At 72.2% G+C, this 20,696-nt stretch carries 18 protein-coding genes and 1 pseudogene; 7 read left to right on the forward strand and 12 right to left on the reverse strand.

Going from position 1 to position 20,696, the window contains the following annotated elements; genetic code table 11:
* Positions 1–5 precede the first annotated feature (5 nt).
* From FRANCCI3_RS19250 to FRANCCI3_RS19260, 3 genes are all read right to left on the reverse strand, one after another.
* Positions 6–401: a hypothetical protein gene (locus FRANCCI3_RS19250; RefSeq protein WP_023841352.1), complete on the reverse strand. Its 396-nt coding sequence runs from the start codon at positions 399–401 to the stop codon at positions 6–8.
* Positions 402–408: 7 nt separating this feature from the next.
* Positions 409–1,389, reverse strand: a complete 981-nt coding sequence (locus tag FRANCCI3_RS19255) for a ParA family protein (RefSeq protein WP_011438184.1) — start codon at positions 1,387–1,389, stop codon at positions 409–411.
* A 175-nt stretch (positions 1,390–1,564) separates the two neighbouring features.
* A complete protein-coding gene (locus tag FRANCCI3_RS19260) occupies positions 1,565–1,939 on the reverse strand; it encodes an antibiotic biosynthesis monooxygenase (protein WP_011438185.1) in 375 nt (124 codons plus the stop codon).
* A 53-nt stretch (positions 1,940–1,992) separates the two neighbouring features.
* Between FRANCCI3_RS19260 and FRANCCI3_RS19265 the strand changes: the two genes are divergently transcribed.
* A complete protein-coding gene (locus FRANCCI3_RS19265) occupies positions 1,993–2,625 on the forward strand; it encodes a hypothetical protein (RefSeq protein WP_011438186.1) in 633 nt (210 codons plus the stop codon).
* Here the strand turns inward: FRANCCI3_RS19265 and FRANCCI3_RS19270 are convergent.
* The gene (locus FRANCCI3_RS19270) at positions 2,612–3,829 is read right to left on the reverse strand and encodes a pyridoxal phosphate-dependent aminotransferase (protein ID WP_011438187.1); all 1,218 of its coding nucleotides are present in this window, start codon (positions 3,827–3,829) and stop codon (positions 2,612–2,614) included. The genes FRANCCI3_RS19265 and FRANCCI3_RS19270 overlap by 14 nt on opposite strands.
* A 126-nt stretch (positions 3,830–3,955) precedes the next feature.
* A pseudogene (locus FRANCCI3_RS19275) lies at positions 3,956–4,803 on the reverse strand (RecB family exonuclease).
* A gap of 403 nt (positions 4,804–5,206) precedes the next feature.
* Between FRANCCI3_RS19275 and FRANCCI3_RS19280 the strand changes: the two are divergent.
* Positions 5,207–5,488 (forward strand): chorismate mutase, encoded by a 282-nt coding sequence (locus FRANCCI3_RS19280; RefSeq protein ID WP_011438189.1) that lies wholly within the window; start codon positions 5,207–5,209, stop codon positions 5,486–5,488.
* A 68-nt stretch (positions 5,489–5,556) separates the two neighbouring features.
* Here FRANCCI3_RS19280 and FRANCCI3_RS19285 read toward each other — a convergent pair whose 3' ends face one another.
* The 3 genes from FRANCCI3_RS19285 to FRANCCI3_RS19295 form a co-directional block, all read right to left on the reverse strand.
* On the reverse strand, positions 5,557–6,168 hold the full coding sequence (locus tag FRANCCI3_RS19285) for a DUF1003 domain-containing protein (RefSeq protein WP_011438190.1): 612 nt from the start codon (positions 6,166–6,168) through the stop codon (positions 5,557–5,559).
* Positions 6,165–7,508: a magnesium transporter MgtE N-terminal domain-containing protein gene (locus FRANCCI3_RS19290; protein ID WP_011438191.1), complete on the reverse strand. Its 1,344-nt coding sequence runs from the start codon at positions 7,506–7,508 to the stop codon at positions 6,165–6,167. The genes FRANCCI3_RS19285 and FRANCCI3_RS19290 overlap by 4 nt, the downstream gene beginning before the upstream one ends.
* A gap of 193 nt (positions 7,509–7,701) precedes the next feature.
* The gene (locus FRANCCI3_RS19295) at positions 7,702–9,183 is read right to left on the reverse strand and encodes a TerD family protein (RefSeq protein WP_011438192.1); all 1,482 of its coding nucleotides are present in this window, start codon (positions 9,181–9,183) and stop codon (positions 7,702–7,704) included.
* Between the two features lie 113 nt (positions 9,184–9,296).
* Here FRANCCI3_RS19295 and FRANCCI3_RS19300 point away from each other — a divergent pair, with 113 nt between their 5' ends.
* The 3 genes from FRANCCI3_RS19300 to ctaD all read left to right on the forward strand — a co-directional run bounded on the left by FRANCCI3_RS19300 (position 9,297) and on the right by ctaD (position 13,901).
* Positions 9,297–9,875 carry a suppressor of fused domain protein gene (locus FRANCCI3_RS19300; RefSeq protein WP_011438193.1) on the forward strand — a complete coding sequence of 193 codons (579 nt, stop codon included), beginning with the start codon at positions 9,297–9,299 and terminating at the stop codon, positions 9,873–9,875.
* A gap of 70 nt (positions 9,876–9,945) precedes the next feature.
* Positions 9,946–11,802, forward strand: a complete 1,857-nt coding sequence (locus FRANCCI3_RS19305; RefSeq protein ID WP_011438194.1) for an alkaline phosphatase D family protein — start codon at positions 9,946–9,948, stop codon at positions 11,800–11,802.
* 269 nt (positions 11,803–12,071) lie between these two features.
* On the forward strand, positions 12,072–13,901 hold the full coding sequence (ctaD, locus tag FRANCCI3_RS19310) for an aa3-type cytochrome oxidase subunit I (RefSeq protein ID WP_011438195.1): 1,830 nt from the start codon (positions 12,072–12,074) through the stop codon (positions 13,899–13,901).
* On the opposite strand, the gene FRANCCI3_RS19315 is transcribed toward ctaD, so the two are convergent.
* The 3 genes from FRANCCI3_RS19315 to gabT form a co-directional block, all read right to left on the reverse strand.
* Entirely contained in the window at positions 13,885–14,865 is a 981-nt protein-coding gene (locus FRANCCI3_RS19315; protein WP_108913333.1) for a diacylglycerol/lipid kinase family protein, read from the reverse strand. The genes ctaD and FRANCCI3_RS19315 overlap by 17 nt on opposite strands.
* Before the next feature lie 108 nt (positions 14,866–14,973).
* Positions 14,974–15,618: a DUF6758 family protein gene (locus FRANCCI3_RS19320; protein WP_035941931.1), complete on the reverse strand. Its 645-nt coding sequence runs from the start codon at positions 15,616–15,618 to the stop codon at positions 14,974–14,976.
* Between the two features lie 157 nt (positions 15,619–15,775).
* Entirely contained in the window at positions 15,776–17,203 is a 1,428-nt protein-coding gene (gene gabT / locus FRANCCI3_RS19325) for a 4-aminobutyrate--2-oxoglutarate transaminase (protein WP_011438198.1), read from the reverse strand.
* A gap of 277 nt (positions 17,204–17,480) precedes the next feature.
* On the opposite strand from gabT, the gene FRANCCI3_RS19330 reads away from it, so the two are divergent.
* Positions 17,481–18,923: an aldehyde dehydrogenase family protein gene (locus FRANCCI3_RS19330; protein ID WP_011438199.1), complete on the forward strand. Its 1,443-nt coding sequence runs from the start codon at positions 17,481–17,483 to the stop codon at positions 18,921–18,923.
* Between the two features lie 123 nt (positions 18,924–19,046).
* Complete coding sequence (locus tag FRANCCI3_RS19335) at positions 19,047–19,916, forward strand: PHP domain-containing protein (RefSeq protein ID WP_011438200.1); 870 nt, start codon at positions 19,047–19,049, stop codon at positions 19,914–19,916.
* 58 nt (positions 19,917–19,974) lie between these two features.
* Here FRANCCI3_RS19335 and FRANCCI3_RS19340 read toward each other — a convergent pair whose 3' ends face one another.
* Positions 19,975–20,493 carry a MarR family winged helix-turn-helix transcriptional regulator gene (locus FRANCCI3_RS19340; RefSeq protein ID WP_011438201.1) on the reverse strand — a complete coding sequence of 173 codons (519 nt, stop codon included), beginning with the start codon at positions 20,491–20,493 and terminating at the stop codon, positions 19,975–19,977.
* Positions 20,494–20,696 lie beyond the last annotated feature (203 nt).

Genomic DNA, 20,696 nt, shown 5'->3' on the forward strand with positions numbered 1-20,696 from the left:
GGTCGTCAGCCCGCGGGCCGAAAATGCAGGCCCAGCCGGACCCAGCTCAGCCGCCGGCACGAGGGACAGCGCACCAAGGAGGGATGCCGGAGCCGGACCAGCGGTAGATGGACGCTCGGCGTCAGGACGCGCAGCGCGTGCCAGGCGCCGAGGGAGCTGGTCTGCCCGCATCGGGAGCAGTTGACGGTCAGGCTGGTGTTCGGCGGTGTCACGGGGCGGACGCCGCTGTACAACGCACGCTTTCCATGCGCGTCGCGACCCACCGTTGATCTCGCGCGAACCGGAGTGACCAGGGGAGACCGGGCGCCACGCGGACGCAGCCGGTCGAACCCGGCCGTCGCCCGGTCCTGCGCCTGCCTCCCGCCCGGCACCCGGCCGGGTGTCCGCCCGAGCTCGTTCACCGTCGGCTCACACCCGCACCTCTCCGGTGCAGGTCGGTTCGCCGACCTGCACCGGAGGGCGGGAATGGTCCCGCATGCCCGCGGGTTGGCCGTCCCCCTCCCGAGGGCGTTGCCGCCGACCGGGCGAGGTGGCCCCCGGGCCGTCAACGGTTTCGGCGGCCTGTCCAACCGCGGTTCCGGCAGGGTCAGCGATGCCAGCGATGCCAGCGATGCCGGCAGCCGTGCCCACCCCCGCAACCCCGGCGATGGCACGGGCATGCGACCGGTAGGCCTCGGCCCCCTTGGAGCGCCGTGCGGTCGTCAGGATGGACCGCCCCGTTCCCGGCGCCTCGGCGAAGCGCACCGAGCGGGCTACCGGCGGCGCCAGCACCGCGATGTCGTACCGGGCGGAGACGTCGGCGAGCACCGCCCGGCAGTGCGCCGTGCGACCGTCGAACAAGGTCGGCAGCACGCCGCGGACCCGCAGGCCGGGATTGGTCAGCCGCTGCACGTCGTGCACCGTGTCCAACAGCTGGCCGACGCCGCGGTGGGACAACGTCTCGCACTGCAGCGGCACGATGACCTCGTCCGCCGCCGTCAACCCGTTGATGGTGAGCACGCCCAGGGAGGGCGGGCAGTCGATGAGGATGAAGTCGTACTCGTCGACGATCTCGGCGAGGGCGAGCCGCAGCGCGTGCTCCCGCCCGGTGCGTGACAGCAGTACCGCCTCGCAACCCGCCAGCTCGATGGTCGCGGGCAGCAGATCGGTGCCGTCCGGTGTCCTGGTGATGATGATGCCGGCGGACAACCGTCCCAACAGGACGTCGTGCACCGACAGTTCGAGGGCATCCGGATCCAGCCCGAGCGAAAAGGTCAGACATGCCTGTGGGTCGAGATCGACCAGCAGGACCCGACGGTCCAGCTCGCACAGCGCGGCACCGAGACTCGACACGGAGGTCGTCTTGGCAACGCCGCCCTTCTGATTCGCAACAGCGAGTACTCGGGCCACACCGATCAGTGTGGGGGCGTGACCGATCCGTCACAACACTTGACGAGCGAAAATCTCGACGCGCCCCCGAGGCCACTCCGCAATCACCCTAAGTCGGACACCGACCAGCCATCCGCAACCCCGGTGGATCCCGGGGTACCACTCGTCTCATCCGGTGTGCGCCGCCGGGCGCGGGTCAGTTCGAGGCGGGGGCGGCGGTCTGCACCACCTCGAACGACCACAGCGTGGCCGCGGTGGCCGCGGGGGCACCCTGCCCCCCCGCCGGGGCCCCGTGGCCCGCCGGAGCGCCCTGACCGGCCGCGGTCTGCTCCGCGGCCTGCCGGTGGCCCTCACCGAACGCCTGCGAGGACTGCCACTTCTGGAAGTCCTCCTCGCTACGCCAACGGGTGTAGACGAGGTAGGTGTCCGTGCCCTCGATCGGGCGCAGCAGCTCGAACCATTCAAACCCGTCGGCCTGCTCCACCATCCCGGCGCGGCCGGCGAACCGCTTCTCCAGGGTGTCTCGCAGCTCTGCGGGCACGGTCAACACGTTGATCTTGACAACGCTCATGTCTTCAACCGTAGTGCGCGGGATCCATCACCGCACCGCTAGAGTCCCCCGACGTGCCAGGTCTTCCCCGTGTCGCCGTCCTCGGTCTCGATGCCGCCGGAGCCGCCGCGACAATCACACTCGCCGACGGTGGGCTGACCGTCACCGCGTTCTCCGAGGGCCCCGCGCCGCCGCCGTCCCTCGCCGAACTCGCCACGCACGATCTGACTGATCGTGTCGTCGCCGTGACTCCCGCTACGTTGCGCCTGGTCGGAGCCGCCGCGCTCGGTCCGCCTTTTGAGGTGCATGGCGCTCCCCAGCCGGATGGCGAAGCCCACCCGCTCGGCGTTTTCGAGGCCGTGGTGCTCACCGGCCCGGCGGCGCGGCTAGGTCCGGCCGGGACGGGCTCGGCCCGTTTCGGCGAGGTCTTCGATCTCGAGGTTCCCTGGCTGTTCCATGTCGCGGGTCCCGCGCGGCTCGCGGCCGCCCAGGCCCGGTGGATCGGGGAATACCTGCGCGGGCGGTACGCGCCGCCGTCGCCCGATGAGATGGCCGCTCGCCCGCGACTGGCCGGCCGATCGCTGCGCGGCGGGACACACGGTCAGCTGACAGCGCTGGACCGGGAGCTGCACGCGGGGCATACCCGGGCGGCCGAAGCCGGCTACCCGATGCCCCAGCCGCCTGGGACAGGCCTCAACCCGGGGTAGCCGGGGTAGCCGCCGGGGTGAGACGGGCAAGCCGCCGCGCCGCGGCCTCCAGGGTCGTGAGCTTCTTGGGGAAGCCGAACCGGATGATGTGGCGGCCGTCCGCCGGGTCCGCGAAGAACGACGAGCCGGGAACGGTGGCGACCCCGATCCCGGTGGCCAGCCGGCGAGCGAAGGCCACGTCGTCACCGGCCGGGTCGAGCGCGCGGGTGTCGCACATCACGTAGTACGCCCCGTCCGGTTCCCGGAAGGTGAAGCCGGTCCGGGCGAGGGCCGCGCAGAGCAGGTCCCGCCGTTCCCGGTACTGCCGGGCGAGATCGACGTAGTACGTCTGCGGCAGGTTCATCGCCGCCACCCCGCCGGCCTGCAACGGTGCCGCCGCCCCGACGGTGAGGAAGTCGTGCACCTTGCGGATCGCCGAGGTGTAGGCGGCGGGCGCGATCGTCCAGCCGACCCGCCAGCCGGTCACCGCGTAGGTCTTGGACAGCGCATTGATGGTGACGGTGCGGTCCTCCAACCCGGGAACGGTGGCCGGCGGGATGTGGCCGCCCGGGCCCAGGTAATGGATGTGCTCGTAGATCTCGTCGGTGAACACGAGCGCGTCGTGGCGCTGGCAGAGCTCGGCGACGAGGTCCAATTCGGCGCGGCGCAGCACCTTGCCGGTCGGGTTGTGCGGGGTGTTCAGCACGATGGCGCGGGTGCGGTCGGAGAACGCCGCACGCAGCTCCGCCTCGTCGATCGTCCAGTCCGGGGCATGCAGGCGGACGAGCTTCGGCCGGGCGCCGGAGAGGATCGCGTCCGGGCCGTAGTTCTCGTAGAACGGCTCGAACATGATCACTTCGTCGCCGGGGTCGACCAGCGCAAGCATCGCCGCGATCATCGCCTCGGTGGAGCCGCAGGTCACACAGATCTCGGTGTCGGGGTCGACCGACCAGCCCGGGTAGGTTCCGGCCACCTTCGCGGCAACGGCGGCGCGGAACTCCGCGGCTCCCCACGTGATGGCGTACTGGTTCACGTCCGCGTCGATGGCGGCCTTGGCCGCCTCCTTGAGCTGCGGCGGGCAGGCGAAGTCGGGGAAGCCCTGCGCGAGGTTCACGGCGTCGTGCGCGAGAGCGAGCCGGGTCATCTCCCGGATCACCGATTCGGTGAAGGTCGCGGCCTTCGCGGAGACCCGCGGCCGGGCGGGCGTGGCGGTCTGGTCGGGCACCGTCTCATGATGACGCCTCTCCCGGCCCGGTGTCCGGCGCCCCGGTGTCCGGGCCGACCCGGTGTCCGGGCCGACCCGGTGTCCGGGCCGACCCGCCGGTCGCCGGCGCCCTGGTACGCCGATGCCTCAGTCCTCGTCGCCCTCGTCGCCGAGGGCGTCCCAGGGCTGGCGTTCGGGGCCGGCCGCCTGCCCCTCGGGGCAGTGGCTGCGGAAATCGCACCACGAGCACAGGGGGCCGGGGCTCGGCGGAAACGCCCGTTGCGGATCCTCACCCGCCCGCAGGGCCTCCGTCGCGCGCACGGCGTCCGCCGCGACCGACTCCGCCCGCCGCACGTGCCGGGCGATGCTCGCCTCGGTGTGCTCGGCGGCCGCGACCCGCCCACTGGGCACGTGGTGCAGCTCGACCCGCCGGCATGGTTGGCGCAGCATCCGCCCGGCGGCCAGGGCGTAGAGCGCGAGCGCCGGGGACGATCGCGCATCGTCGTCGGTGACCGGCCGGCGTCCGGTCTTGTAGTCGACGACGACCAGCTCCCCGTCCCGGTCGTCGAGACGGTCCACCCGTCCGGAGAAGGCCAGCGCCTCGGTACGGGCCGCGACCGAACGCTCGACCCCGCGCGGCTCGGCCGCCGGATCGAGGTGCGCGACATAGTCATGCGCCATCCGCGCGCCGCGCTCGCGCCACCGGTACGACTGCTCACCGTCCCGGAAACCCTCGTCGACCCACAGCAACCGCAACAGCGCCGCGGCCCGCTGTGGGACCCGTTGCTCGATCGGCCCCCCTCCCACCAGCGTCGCAGCGCGTTGTGCACGCTGACGCCGAAGGAGGTGTGCGCCCAGGGCGGCCCCTTGGGCGGCCGCGGCCGGTCCAGATACGTCATCCGGTACCGGCGGGGGCAGTCCTCGAAGGCCGCCAGCCGCGACGGCGTGCAGGAAAAAAGCCGGCGGGGCAGGCCGGTGAGCTCCAGTTGCGCCATCACTCACTCTATAGTCTCTACCGGCCTCGCCTCGGTTACCGGACGCCCGCTCGGGCGGCGCCGCCCGAGTCAAGGCGAGGGGTTAATCAAGGCGAGGGGTTAATCAAGGCGAGGGATTAGTCGGGGTGGGGGTTACCCAAGAGCCAGGGTGGAGGGTACCCAAGAGATCAGGCTCCTGGACGAATCGGCGCGCGGCTGGCATGCTCTTGCCATGCAGTGCAGTCGACTCACGTGCCGCCGACTCGCATGTCACGGCACGTCGCTACGGCTGTTTTATGGGGACCGGGCACGGTCCCCGCTCCGCCGCTGATCTCACGCGGCACAAGCGCCAGACCCAGGCCCGGTCCGCCTCCGGGTTGTCTCGGCCTGGGGTGCGCCGGGCCTCCGACCGAAAGGCCCACTTGTGGAGAACGTCGTCGACGCCCCCAGCACCGCGCCGGCCATCGCCTCGATCGACGAGGGACGACAGCTCATCGATGACATCGATGCTCAGCTGCGTGATCTCGTCGCGACCCGGCGGGATCTGTCCCAGCAGATCCAAGCGCTGCGCTCGGCCGAGGGCGGGCCTCGCATCCAGCACGCCCGGGAGAACGAGATCATCGCGATCTGGGCGGACAAGCTGGGGCCTCGTGGGGTCGAGATCGCGATGGCGGTGCTGACGCTCTGCCGCGGTACCGTGCGGTAGGCACCCGGGTATCCGCCGGTGCGGCGCGCGGCCGCCGTTCGCACCAGCCCGCCGCACCGGCCCGATCATCACGGCGGACGTAACGAACGCTCGCCCCCCCGCCGCCGTCGGCGTTCCCGGTCGCGGTCCTTCGCCCGGTCACCGTCCGGCCCCTCCAGCTCCGCGAGCAACCCCCGCAGCTCCGAACGCAGAAAGTCCCGGGTGGCGAGCTCGCCGATCGTGATGCGCATCGCGGCCAGTTCGCGGGCGAGGTATTCGGTGTCCTCGCGGTTACGGATGGTCTGCTCGCGGTCCTGGGCGAGGTTCGCGCGGTCCCGGTCATCCTGGCGGTTCTGCGCCAACAGGATGAGCGGTGCCGCGTACGCGGCCTGCAGCGACAGGACCAACGTCAGAAAGATGAACGGGAAATTGTCGAACCGGACGGACTGCGGGGCGATGATGTTGTAAGCGACCCACAGCACAATCACGACGCTCTGCGCAACGAGGTACCGGGCCGTGCCGATGAAACGCGCCACCCGCTCCGCGATCCGCCCGAAGGCGTCCGGCTCGTAGGCGGAGCGCAGGGCGGACCGCCGGGACAGCCGCGGCTGATCGAGGCGGGCGCCTCGCGGCCGGCGGCGTCCCAGACCTCCCAGACCTCCCAGACGTCCCAGACCTCCCAGACCTCCCAGACGTCTCATGAGGCGGCCGGGGAGCTGCCCGCCTCACCGCGGGAGCCTGGTTCCACGTCGCCCGCGGCGGGCGGAGTCAGTGCCCCGGGGGTCGCCCGCGCATCCACGTCCGCGTCGAGCTGTCGCTCCCGCCAGTTCGCGGGAAGCAGGTGGTCGAGCACGTCGTCGACGGTGACGACGCCGACGAGCCGGCCGGCGCGGTCGAGAACCGGTGCCGCCACCAGGTTGTAGGACGCCAGATGACGGGTGACCTCGGCCAGCGGGGTCTCCGGCCGCAGCGAGGCGATGTCGACGTCGATCACGCCACCGACCAGGGTCGCCGGCGGCTCACGCAGCAGCCGCTGGAAGTGGGCGAGACCGAGGTAGCGGCCGGTGGGCGTCTCGTAGGGCGGACGCACCACGTAGACCTGCGCGGCGAGCGCCGGGGAAAGCTCGGGTTCGCGGATGCGGGCCAGCGCCTCGGCGACCGTCGCGTTCGGGGCGAGCACGACCGGCTCGCTGGTCATCATGCCGCCGGCCGTGTCGTCGGCGTAGAGCAGCAGACGGCGCACGCCGGCGGCCTCGTCGGGCTCCATCAGCCGCAGGAGACGCTCCGCGTCGTCGGCGGGCAGCTCGCCCAGCAGGTCCGCCGCGTCGTCGGGGCCCATCGCCTCCAGCACGTCGGCGGCCCGCTCGTCGGCGAGTCCCCCGAGCAGCTCGACCTGCTCGTCCTCCGGCAGCTCCTCGAGGACGTCGGCAAGCCGCTCGTCGTCAAGGGCGGCGGCGACCTCCGCGCGCCGTTTCTCGGACAGGTCATGCAGCAGCGACGCGAGGTCGGCGGGCCGCAGCTTCTCGAACGCAGCGAGCAGGTTCGCGGCCCCCTGCCCCTCCTCGGGCAGCGAGAAGCCGGTGACCTCGTCCCAGGCAACCGTCTTCACCTCGCCGCGCCGGCCCCGGCCGACCCGCACCGCCACCTGGTCGAGCACCCAGTCGCCGCCGCGGACCAGTTCGATCGCGGCGTCGACGACGGTCACCTCGACACCGGACGAGATGAGCGTCACCCGCCGGTCGAGCAGCTCGCCGAGCACCCGGGTCTCGTTCGGGCGCTGTTGGAAACGCCGCCAGCTCAGCCGGGCCGAGGACAGCACCACCGCGCCCGACTCCACCCCGGTGACCCGGCTCATCGGCACGAAGATCGGTCGGCGTTGGACCTCGACGGCCAGGCCCAGGACGCGGGGCGGCTCATGCCCGAGTCGCAGCGTCGCGATCACATCGCGCACCCTGCCGACCTGGTCGCCGTTCGGGTCCAGGACGAGCAGGCCCGCCAGCCGGCGGCAGTAGACGCGGGACGGGGCCGGGCGGGAGACCATGCCCATCACCGGGCGATGCCTGCGAAGTGCAACACACCGGCCCACGACGGCGCTGCAGACCTGTTCACGGCCGGAGGTTACCCGGCCCGGGACATCCCACAACCCGGAGAGGTCGGCCGGATCAACACCGTCGCGCGGGCCGCCGGCAAACCGCCCGGCGTTCCGGGGCCGGGGATCGGCCTACAGGCACTGCCTACAGGTACTGCCTCGACGGATTGACCATGGCGCGGACGGTCTTGCCGTCATGGAACTCCCCGATCGCCGTCATCGACCAGGTGGGAGCCCCGCGATCGCGCTGCACCCGGCACATCACCAGTCCGGTGGACGGCTTGGAGTCGGACAGGTCGAACCGGACAAGCTCCTGCCCGGTGAGATCGTCATACAACCGGCAGTAGGCGTTACGCACCTCGACGAAGGTCTGTCCCTGGAAACTGTTCACCGTGAAGATCAGGGTGACGACGTTCCCCGGCAGGGCACCGAGATCGACCAAGATTGTCTCGTCGTCCCCTTCGCCATGGCCGGTCAGGTTGTCCCCGGAGTGGCGCACGGCTCCCCGGGCGCCTTTCTTGGACATGAACCAGACCTTGTCGACGTCCTTGCCGCGCTCGTCGAACAGGATGCAGGACGCGTCGAGGTCGATCGACTTCCCGTGCTGGGCCGGATCCCACCCAAGGCCCATCCGGACCCGGGTGAGCGGCGGCGCGCCGGTCTTCACCAGCGAGACGCTCTGCCCCTTGGCGAGCGATACCCGCCCCTTGTCCAGGTTCACCCGGCCACCCTGCTGACCGGGCGCTCCCGGCGCGGGAGGCGGCGGACCCCACTGCTGACCACCCGGCTGCGACCCCCACTGCGGGCCCCCCGCCGGGGTCGGCGCGGGCGGCGGACCCCACTGCGGCTGAGCGGGCGGGGGCGGCGGCGGACCCCACTGCTGACCGGGCGGGGGCTGCGGTGTCCCCCACTGCGGCTGACCGGGCGCTCCCGGCGCGGGAGGCGGCGGACCCCACTGCTGACCGCCCGGCTGCGACCCCCAGCGCGGGCCCCCCGCCGGGGTCGGCGCGGGAGGCGGCGGACCCCACTGCCGACCGCCCGGGGGCGTGCCGTACGGTGCCGGGGCTGCCTGCGGGTGGGGCGGGGCCACGGGTGGCTGCACGACCTGCGTCGCGGCCTCGGAGGTGCCGGGGTCGTCGACGGTGATGCCGAAGTCAGTCGCGATGCCGGCCAGCCCCGAGGCGTAGCCTTGGCCGACCGCCCGCACCTTCCAGGTCCCGGCGCGCCGGTAGAGCTCGACGAGAATCAGCGCCGTCTCGCTGCTCAGCCCGGACGGATCGAAGCGGACGAGCTCGGCGCCGCCACGCGCGTCCCGCACCACGATGCTCAGGCCGCGCAGGGCGGCGAAGGTGGCCGGCCCGCTGCCGTCGAGACTCCCGGTGACGACCACCTTGTCCATCTCCGGCGGGACCGCGGCCAACGTGCACTCCAGCGCGGACGGCGGTACGAGACGCACCCCGGGACCCGTCGGCTGGTTGAAAAAGACGAAGTCGTCGTCGGTGCGCACCTTGCCGTGGATGGTCACCAGGATCGCCGCGATGTCCAGCGGACTCGACGAGGCGATCTCGACCCGGACGTCGGTAGTGGGCAACGCGGCGTTGCCGCCCTTGGTCAGCATCTGTGCCATGAACCCCTCCAACGTCGCACCACGATAACTCCCGCACCGGCCACGACGGTTCCCGGGATCACTGCCGACCATACGATCGCAGGTATGGAACAACGTGGCGGGGCATCGGCCTGGTGAGCGACAGCGCGATCCTGCGATCGGTCGAGGAGCATGCGGCGGCGCTCTTCGGACCGGACACCGGTCGGGCCGCGGTCACGTTCCTCGGCACCGACCAGATCGAGGTGCTGCGGTTCGGCCCGGACCAGGCGGGCGTCATCCGCTATCTCACCCTGGGTATGTCCCGGGAGCCGATGACGGCGGCGACGACGACCGTGCGCGACCCCGCCGGCCCGCGGGCCGAACTCGTGCTGTCCCTGCGCGGGCGGCGCGACAGCGTGCTGCGGCGGTTGGCCGTGCTGGCCGCCGTCCCGACGGTCGAGGGCCGTCCGGTGGCTCCCGGGTCCGGCCTGGATCTCGGGGAACCGCTCTGGGACGGCGCACCGTTCACCGCGGTGCTCGTCGGCGAGCCCGGCGGGCTCATCCCCGATCTCGCCACCGGGCTCGCACCTGTCCGCTTTCTCCCCCTGCTTCCGATGACCCCCAACGAGTCCGCCTACAAGCGGGTGCACGGCCCGGACGCGCTGCACCAGCGGTGGCTGGCGGCCGGGACGGATCTGCGCGACCCCGGCCGCCGGGAGGTCCATCTCGGCTGACCCCCGGCGTGGGGGTGATCCGCTGTGAACGGGCCGCGAGTTCATCCGTTTCCACTACTCTCATCCAGTTGTGACCCGTGACGCCGCGGCCGGCTCTCCGCGTTCCCGCCGATTCCCGCGGGCGCCCTCGCCGTCAGCCGCCACCGGCTCGCCGTCAGCCGCCACCGGTCAGACTGGTCGACCGGCCGGCACCGATCCGTCGGCACGCGCCGATCCGGGCACCGGTCCTCGCGCCGCCGCCCGGTCCGGCCACGGGACGAACCCGGGGGCCGATCCACGTCGCCGTGCCGTCCTGCTCGGCGGCCTCGGGCTGGCGGGCGCCGCGCTGGGCGGGGCGAGCCTGGCGGCCTGCGGCGGCTCCGGCGGTTCGATCCCGGCCCCCGCGCCGACCCTGCGGGCACCCACCCCGATCGCGGGCGTCACCGACGGGGTCTTCGGGCTCGGGGTCGCCAGCGGCGACCCGTTGCCGGACGGCGTCATCCTCTGGACCCGGCTCGCGCCGAGGCCGACCGAGGGCGGCGGCATGCCCACGCGGGACATTGAGGTCGACTGGCAGATCGCGACGGACGAGGGTTTCCGCGATGTGGTGCGCGCCGGCACGCAGACCGCGCAGACGGCGTTCGCGCATTCCGTCCACGTCGACGTCCGCGGACTCGCGCCGGAGCGTGACTACTTCTACCGGTTCCGTGCCGGCACCGTGCTCAGTCCAGTCGGCCGGACCCGGACGGCCGCGGCACCTGGGAGGGGACCGGAATCGACCGGCGGTGCCCTGACCTTCGCGCTGGCCTCGTGCCAGGACTTCCAGAACGGGTACTGGCCGGCCCTCGACGGCATCGCCACCGACGCGCCGGACCTCGTCGTCCACGTCGGCGACTACATCTACGAGTACGACCCGAAAAGCAACTACCCGGACCGGCGGCACACCACCCCGCAGCGGCCCGGTCTGGACCAACTCCAGACGCTGGCGGACTACCGCAACCGGTACGGCCAGTACAAGTCCGATCCTGCCCTGCAGGCCGCTCATCACGTGGCCCCCTGGGTCGTCACCTGGGACGATCACGAGGTCGAGAACAACTACGCCGGACTGATCGACGAGGCCGGCGACGCCGGGGAGCAACGGCAGGACCCTGCGGTGTTCGCCCGCCAGCGTGCCGCCGCCTACCAGGCGTACTACGAACACATGCCGATCCGCGCGGAGCTGAATCCGGGATCGCCCGACATGCGGATCTACCGGCGGTTCGTGTTCGGGAACCTGGTGACGTTCAACGTCATGGACACCCGGCAGTACCGGACCCGGCAGCCCGGCGACTCCCCGCAGGGCATCGGGCTCGCATCCCTGGGCCGGGACAACACGGCCGGCACGATGGCCGGCGCCGCCCAGGAACGCTGGTTGCGCGACGGCCTGACCACGTCGCGGACCCGCTGGAACGTCCTCGCCCAGCAGACGATGATGGCCCAGCTGAACGGGCAGCTACCCCTCGGCGAGGGACCACGGCTGGCCAACCTGGATCAGAACGACGGGTACGGCCCCTACCGGACCCGGCTGCTGTCGGAGATCCGCGACAGCGGCGTGCGCAACCCGGTGGTGCTCTCCGGTGACATCCACTGCGCCTGGGTAAACGACCTCCGGGTCGATTTCGACCGGCCCGAGACGCCGGTCGTCGCGACGGAGTTCGTCTGCACCTCGATCAGCTCGGCCTTCTTCCTCGTCAGCGAGGACTTCATCCGGCAGAACAATGCCCGACTCAACCCGCATGTCCGGTATTTTCGCGGTGACCGGCGAGGTTACACGCGCGTTCGCGTCACCCCGGACGAATGGCGCGCGGACATGCGGGTCGTCGCCGACATCGCCCATCGCCACTCGCCCACGTCCACGGATGCCACCTGGGTGGTCGAGAACGGGCGGCCCGGCGCGCGGCCGGCCTGAGAGCGAGCGTGCGGCGGCACGCTCCGGCCCTGCCGGCCCGCACTGCCGGCCCGCGCCCTGCCGGCCGATTTCCACCCGATTCATCGGAAAAGGCGCGGGAATTCGACCACCGGGTGGCCTCACTGGCCTGCGCATCGCGAATAAATCCGAAGAAACTCGACGGTTCTACGGCCAGGACACCGGTCGCCACGTTAGCCTTTCCCCGGCCCGTCCGCCGCTTTCCACACGCCTTCTGGCGCCGCGCGGACGACGAACATCGGGAGCCGAACGTGACGATTCTACACCAACCGAGAGAACCGGGCGGAGCGGCGGATACCGGGACGCAGCCAGCGGATATCGTCGCCGCGCACACCAGGCCACGTACCCCTTTGCTCGGCTATCTGCGGACGACGTCCCACAAGGACATCGCCATCCTGTACGCCGTCACGTCGTTCGGGTTCTTCCTCTTCGCCGGTGTCCTGGCCATCATGATGCGGGCGGAACTCGCCCGCCCGGGGCTGCAGTACTTCTCCAACGAGCAGTACAACCAGTTTTTCACGATGCACGGCACGCTGATGCTGCTCATGTTCGCGACCCCGCTGGCGTTCGCGTTCGCGAACTTCCTCGTGCCGCTGCAGATCGGCGCGCCGGACGTGGCGTTCCCGCGGCTGAACGCGCTGTCCTACTGGTTCTTCCTGTTCGGCAGCCTGACGGTGATCTTTGGGTTCCTGACCCCGAACGGCGCCGCGTCCTTCGGCTGGTTCGCCTACTCGCCGCTGAACAGCAAGGTGTACTCGCCGGGGGCCGGGTCGGACCTGTGGATCGTGGGTCTCGCGGTCTCCGGTGTCGGTACCATCCTCGGCGCCGTCAACATGATCACGACGATCCTGACGATGCGGGCCCCGGGCATGACGATGTTCCGGCTGCCGATCTTCTGCTGGACCTTCCTGGCGACCTCGATCCTCGTGCTGATCGCCTTCCCCGTGCTCGCCGCGGCGCTGCTCGCCCTGGAGGCCGACCGGCGCTTCGGCGCGCACGTGTTCGACGCCGCCAACGGCGGCGCGCTGCTCTGGCAGCACCTGTTCTGGTACTTCGGCCACCCCGAGGTCTACATCATCGCCCTGCCGTTCTTCGGCGTCATCAGCGAGATCCTGCCGGTCTTCTCCCGCAAGCCGCTGTTCGGCTACAAGGGTCTGGTCTTCGCCACCATCGGCATCGCAGCCCTGTCCGTCGTGGTGTGGGCGCACCACATGTTCGTCACCGGCGCGGTGCTACTGCCCTTCTTCGCGCTGATGTCGTTCCTCATCGCGGTACCGACCGGGATCAAGTTCTTCAACTGGATCGGCACGATGTGGCGCGGGCAGCTCACCTTCGAGACGCCGATGCTGTTCGCGATCGGTTTCCTGGTGACCTTCCTGTTCGGTGGTCTGACCGGGGTACTGCTGGCCAGCCCGCCGATCGACTTCCACGTCAGCGACAGCTACTTCGTCGTCGCCCACTTCCACTACGTCGTCTTCGGGACCGTGGTGTTCGCCGCCTACGGCGGCACCTACTTCTGGTTCCCGAAGGTCACGGGCCGGCTGATGAACGACCGGCTCGGGAAGATCCACTTCTGGACGGTCTTCCTCGGCTTCCACACGACGTTTCTGGTGCAGCACTGGCTCGGCGTGCAGGGTATGCCCCGCCGGTACGCCGACTACGGACCGAACGACGGGTTCACCACGCTGAACACGATCTCGTCCGCGGGTTCGTTCCTGCTCGCCCTCTCGACGCTGCCGTTCATCTACAACCTCTGGCACTCCTACCGCAAGGGCCCACTCGCCGTCGTCGACGACCCCTGGGGCTACGGGAACTCGCTGGAATGGGCGACCTCCTGCCCCCCGCCGCGGCACAACTTCCGGACGCTGCCGCGCATCCGCTCCGAACGCCCGGCGTTCGACCTGCACTATCCCCAGGCAGCCGGCCGCATCGACTATCATGCGACCCCCGAGATCACACTGACACCCGAGACCACGCCGAGGCCCGAGACCGCGGACCCGGCCGAATCCACAGCGGCCGAATCCACAGCGGCCGGACCCGACCGCCCGGCGCCGGAATCCGGCTTCAGGACGCCGGAATAACCGGCACGAGCAGCCGCAGGGCACCGGGGCGCACGACGATCTCCGCCGGCAACGACGCCAGCGGATCGCCGTCGGCGTAGACGGCGAAGGGCCGGTCGGCCTCGATGCGCACCCGCCGGGCCCGCAGCACCCGCACGTGCCGGGTGTCGACGTGACGCCCGGAGAACACCCGCGGGAACAGCGCCAGGAACGTCAGGCGGGAGGTGCGCGAGATCAGCAGGACGTCCAGCAGCCCGTCGGCGATGTCCGCCCCGGGGGCGAACCGCATCCCGCCGCCGTAGTACGCCGAGTTCGCCGCCGCAACCGTCCACCCGACCAGGTCCCGAGGCGCGAGGTCGTCCACCGTCACCGTGAAGCGCGCCGGGCGCCAGGCGGCCAGCGCCCGCAGCGCCGCGTAGGTGTAGACCTGCTGGCCGCGCAGGAACCGGGTCCGGTTGGCGATCACCTGGACGTCGGAGTCGTAGCCAACGCTCGCGATCCCGAGAAACGGCCGGCCGCCGACCTCGGGCAGGTCGACCCGGCGTTCCCGGGCGTGCGCAAGCCCGGCCGCGACGCGGCACGGGTCGCGGGGCAGGCCGAGACCACGCACGAAGTCGTTACCGCGCCCGCCGGGGAGCACCGCGAGCACGCCGCCGCAGCGGGCCACCCCCCCTGCCACCGAGCCAGCTAGGCCGTCGCCCCCGAGCGCGACCACGACCCGGCCCTGGGCGGTGGCCGCCGCCGCGAGATCGTCCGCGTGGGCGAGGTCGCGGGTCGGGGTGACCCGGACGTCCCGCGCCCAGCGCGCGAGCTCGACGCGGACGCCGTCGAGCATCCGCATCGCCCGCCCGTGACCCGCGCTCGGGTTGACGATCACGGCCAGCCGGTTGCGGTCGACCTCGGCGGGTTCGACCCGCAGCGGCTGCGGCGCCACCGCACCGAGGCTTCCCCGGGAGGGTGTGCGGGGGGCAGCGGCGTCCGTCATGGTGAGCGAGCTTACGGGCGGGTGCGGCAGGTCCCCCAGCGGCCGGGGATGCGGAGCCGGGGATGCGGAGCCGGGGATGCGGAGCCGGGGATGCGTGACCATGGCGGCTCACCGCCCGGGCAGCGGCCCCGCGGACAGGTGCTGGCTCGATGCACCGAAGAACGACCGCTCGCCGAGCTGCGGATCGTCGCGCAGGTCCCGCAGCACGAGGTGTTCCAGCAGGAGCAGGGCCGCGTCGGCCGGCCAGAGCACCAGCCACAGCCACACCCCCCGGGCCTCCCCGACGAACGCCGCCCGATCGGGGGGTACGACCAGCGGCCACAGCGCCGTGGGATGCCCGGCGGCCTCTACCTTCGCCTCCGGTACGCCGGGCAGCGGTTCGGGATCGGGACCGCTGATGCCCGCGAGCCGGGCGCCGAGTCCCACCCGAGGCGCCTCGGCGACGAGCACCATCTCGGCCGGCCCGCCCAACGGAGAGGGCCCGGCGGCGGCGACTGCCGTGGCACGCGGCCCGGTACGCTCGTCACCGGCCCAGCCGACGCCGCTGACGTACCAGTGGACCGGCATCGGCTGCGGCAACCAGATCGGGACCGTCGAGGTCTTCGACAGCGCGTGGAGCGCCTGTTCCCGCGACGACACGGCGGTGCGGTAGGGACTCACCTCCCCGTGATCGTCGCACCGCCACTGGCTGCTCCACAGATCGGGTGGACGCAGCGGTCCGAGACAGCGCGGGCAGGCCGCAGCAATGGTCACCGGGCGCCTCCTGGCGTAGGTGGAGATGTCGCCGAACATCGGCACTCCGGCACCGGTATGCCCTCGGCTTTCCACCCGCAATCGCCCCACCAGGTTCCCACCCGCAATCGTCCGACCTGGGCAGATATGCCGAACAGCCGGGTGCGCCACCCCTCCGTCACCCCTCCGGGCGGGCCGGGGAGGGAGGCTGACGGCGCGCCGCGAGCTCCGCGAACGCCTCGTCGAGGAGATCGAGGCCAGCCAGCAGCAACGGCTCCTCGATCACCAGCGGTGGCAGCAGCCGGAGCACGTTGCCCCAGGTGCCCGCGGTGAGCACGATCAGGCCGCGACGATGGCAGGCGGCGGCCGCGGCGGCGGTGAGGACCTTGTCCGGGCTGTCGTCGCCGGCGCCCCGGACCAGCTCCAGGGCGACCATCGCGCCCCGCCCCCGGACATCCCCGACGAAGTCGTACCGCTCGCGCAACGCGTGCAGGCGGGGCAGGGCGATCTCGCCGATCCGGCGGGCCCGGCCGGCCAGGTCCTCGGACTCGATGAGGTCGATCGCGGCGAGAGCCGCGGCGCAGGCCGCCGGGTTCCCCCCGTAGGTGCCGCCGAGCCCGCCGACCTGGGGGGCGTCCATGATCTCCGCACGGCCGGTGACGGCCGCGAGCGGCAGGCCGCCGGCGATGCCCTTGGCGGTGGTGATGAGATCCGGGACGACGCCTTCGTGCTCGCAGGCGAACATCGTCCCGGTCCGGGCGAACCCGGTCTGCACCTCGTCCGCGACGAACACGATCCCCGCGACCGTACAGAACTCGGCGAGGCGGGGCAGGAACCCGGTCCCGGGGACGATGAAACCGCCCTCCCCCTGGATCGGCTCGATGACCATCGCGGCGACGGACGCGGCCCCGATCTCGTCCCGCACGAGCTCGATCACCCGCTCGGCGGCCTCCTCCCCACAGCGGTCGGGACCGGTCGGCCAGCGGTAGGGATACGCCAGCGGCATCCGGTAGACCTCGGGCGCGAACGGCCCGAACCCACTCTTGTAGGGCATCGACTTCGCGGTCATCGCCATCGTCAGGTTCGTCCGGCCATGGTAAGCGTGCTCGAAGACGACGACCGCGCCCCGGCCGGTCGCGCTGCGCGCGATCTTGACGGCGTTCTCGACGGCCTCCGCTCCGGAGTTGAACAATGCCGAGCGTTTCTCATGGGTACCCGGCGTCAGCCGGTTCAGCGCCTCACAGACGGCGATATAGCCCTCGTACGGCGTCACCATGAAGCAGGTGTGGGTGAACCGGCCGATCTGCTCGCGCACGGCCTCGACGACCCCGTCCGCAGCGTTGCCGACGCTGACCACCGCGATCCCCGAACCGAAGTCGATGAGCGAGTTGCCGTCCACGTCGACCACGACCCCGCCGCCCGCCGCGTGCGCGTAGACCGGGAGGGTCTCACCGACCCCCCGGGCCACGGCGCCGACGCGGCGCGCGGCGAGTGCCCGGGACCGCGGGCCGGGGATCTCGGTGTGCAGACGCGGCTCCTGGGGCAGCCGCGGGCCGCCGGTGGCGGGCAGGCCGATTCCGGTCGCCGCCGGGTTGGGAATGGTCATCGTCGGCTCCTACCTGATCGTATGCGCGCACGTACCTGTCCACGGCCCGGGCCACGCCGCCGCGCCGCGGCCCTGGTCCGGTCTGGGCCGGGCCGGGCCGGGCCGGCCATCGTCCCCCGCCGCCGGGATCCGGCCGGTGGTCCTCGGGCGGGACCGGGCGCGCCGCAGGCGCCCCGCCCGCGCGGGCGCCTAGAATGAGCTCGATGGTGATGACGACGGCAGGCGGCTCGACGCCAGGCGGCCCGGTGGCCGCCCGCGCCGACCGGTCATCCGCGCGATGAGCGAGCCGACGCCGTTCTGGCTGGCAGGCAAGCCGGCCACCGGGTCGGCGACGACCACCGTTCGGCACCCGTTCGACGGCGCGGAGGTCGCCGTCGTCGCGCAGCCGGACCCCGACCAGGTTGAGACGGCCGTGGCCGCCGCGGCGGCGGTCGCCCCGGCGTTCGCGGCGCTGCCGGCCCACGTCCGCGCCGGCGCGCTCGCCGGCGTGTCGAAGGAGATCGCCCGTCGAGGCGACGAACTGGCCCGTCTCATCACCGCGGAGAGCGGTAAGCCGCTGACCTGGTCGCGTGCCGAGGTGGCCCGGGCAAGCTCCACCTTCCGCTGGGGGGCGGAGGAGGCCCGGCGTTTCGCCGGGGAGCTGACCAGGCTGGACACCGATCCCCCCGGGGAGGGACGGCTCGCGCTCACCCGGCGTTTCCCCCGCGGGCCCGTGCTGGGCATCACCCCCTTCAACTTCCCGCTCAACCTGGTCGCCCACAAGGTGGCGCCGGCGCTGGCGGTCGGCGCGCCGATCATCGTGAAGCCGGCCCCGCGCACGCCGCTGTCGGCGCTGTTCCTCGGCGACCTGCTCGCCGACGCCGGCTTGCCCGAGGGGTCGTGGTCGGTCCTCCCGATCCCCAACGACCGCCTCGGCCCGCTCGTCGCGGACCCTCGGCTGCCCGTGGTGTCCTTCACCGGCTCCGGCCCGGTGGGCTGGTCCATCCGCGACACGGTCCCCCGCAAGCATGTGGTCCTCGAACTCGGCGGGAACGCGGCGGTGCTGGTCGCCGCCGACTACGCGACCCCCGCCGATCTGGCCCGGGCCGCCGGCCGCATCGCCCTGTTCGCCAACTACCAGGCCGGCCAGTCGTGCATCGCCGTGCAGCGGGTCTACGCCGACCGCACGATCGTCGACGAGCTGCTCGCCGAGATCGTCGCCGCCGTGCGGGCGCTGCACGACGGGGATCCGGCCGACCCGGCCACCGACGTGGGGCCGCTGATCGACGTCGCGGCGGCGGAACGGGTCGAGGCGTGGATCACCGAGGCCGTCGAGGCGGGGGCGACACTCGTCTGCGGCGGGACGCGCCACGGCACGAGTCTCAGCCCGGCCGTGCTGACCGGCGTTCCGCCCACCGCCAAGGTGGTGAGCGAGGAGGTCTTCGGCCCGGTGATCGTCGTGGCGGCGGTCGACGGCGTTGACGAGGGCTTCGCCCGGATCAACGACAGCGCCTACGGCCTGCAGGCCGGGGTGTTCACCCACGACCTGGCCACCGCCTTCCGCGCCCACCGGGAGCTCCAGGTCGGGGGGGTCGTCATCGGCGACGTCCCGTCGTACCGGGCCGACCAGATGCCCTACGGCGGGACGAAGGGTTCCGGCATCGGGCGGGAGGGGGTCCGCTCGGCCATGACCGACCTCACCGAGGACCGGGTGCTGGTCCTGACCGGTCTGGACCTGTAGGCCTCCCTGCCGCCCGCCGTCGCCCACCACCACGGCCCGCACCGCCGTCTCACCCCGGCCTGCCGCCCCGGCCTGCCGCCCACATCATCGCCGCGCGGCGAAAAGCTGCCACTATGAAGCATTATGGAGCGGGTGGCCATCGACCTGCACACCCATTCGACCGCCTCGGACGGCCTGGAGTCACCGGAGAACCTCGTCCGGCTCGCAGCCGGGCAGGGCCTGTCGATCCTCGCGCTCACCGACCATGACACCATCGCGGGCATCGGCCGCGCGGCCGCGGCCCTGCCTGCCGGGCTGACCCTGGTGCCGGGCGCCGAGATCTCCTGCCAGGTCGAGGTGGCAGGTGCGTGGGTATCCCTGCACGTGCTGGCCTACCTGTTCGACCCGGCCGAGCCGGCGTTCGCGGCGGCCCGGGCCCGGGTGCGGGAACATCGCGCCACCCGGGCCCGTCGGATGGTCGACCGACTCGCCGCGGACGGGCATCCGGTGCGCTGGGAACGGGTCCTGGAGCTGGCGGCCGGCACGGTGGGCCGCCCCCACATCGCCGCGGTCATGGTCGAGGCCGGGCTGATCCCCGAGGTGGCGGCCGCGTTCAGCAACCGGTGGATCGGCGCGGGCGGACCGTACTGGGTGGGCAAGGAGCAGCCGGACGTCTGGGAGGCGCTTCGCCTCATCCACGGCGCCGGCGGGGTGAGCGTGTTCGCGCACCCGTTCGCGAGCAGGCGCGGCGTCACAGTCGGTCCCGAGGTGATCGAGGCGATGGCGAAGGCGGGCCTGACCGGCCTCGAGGTCGATCATCCCGATCACCTACCCGTCGCGCGGCGCCGGCTACGTGGCCTCGCTGCCGAGCTCTCGCTGGTGGCGACCGGTTCCAGTGACTTCCACGGCGCCAGCAAGCCCCAGGGGCTCGGGGCCGAGACCACCTCCCGGGAGGCGTACGAGGCGTTGATCTCCACCGCGCGGGGGGCGGTCCCGATCACCGCGTCCGGATGACCGGCCGCGCGGTGCCGGGCACGCGCTGCCGGGCACGCTGCCGGCAGGCCATGGCCGCTCAGGCGTTCGCGTCGTACCCCCGGCCGTTGCCGCCCGGCCTCGGCGGGCTCAGCCGGCCCAGCAGCTCGGCGAGCAGGTCCTGCTCGGTTCGGCTGAAGTGGGAGAGCACGTGCCGGGCGACCCCCTTGAGGTGGGTGCCCGAGGCCGCCCGCAAGCGGTCGAATCCCTGCGGGGTGAGGGTGGCGAGCGTGCCGCGGGCATCCGACGGGCAGGACCGCCGGGCGACCAGTCCCTCCCGTTCCAGCCGGTCGACCAACCGGGTGAGACCGCTGCGGGAGAGCAGCACCGCCTGGGCGAGTTCGCTCATCCGTAACTCGCCGTTCGGGGCCTCGGCGAGCTGGACCAGCACGTCGTACGAGGCCAGGGGAAGCCGGTGAGCCGCCTCGAGCTCGGCCTCGAGGACCCGGGTCACGTGGGCATGGGCGTGCAGCAGCTCACGCCAGGCCCACATCCCATGTTCGTCGACCCAGTCCTCGCCGGTCTCGGAGCTGGCGCCGAACATCTCTTCGACTGCCATCGCGTCCTCCCGCCTCCGCACGATCAGCCTACGTCGCGGCCCGCCCGCAAAACCGTCCCAAGCAGCCGCCTCCGTCACCGGGACACATACCAGGCACATACCGGGACACAATCACCCCTGGTCATGACGATGGGCACGCTCCGCACCCGTCGTGAAGCCGACAGGGCGGCTCACGCTCCCCGGTCCGCCGAACACGGCGGACC

Source organism: Frankia casuarinae, assembly GCF_000013345.1.
GTDB lineage: Bacteria > Actinomycetota > Actinomycetes > Frankiales > Frankiaceae > Frankia > Frankia casuarinae.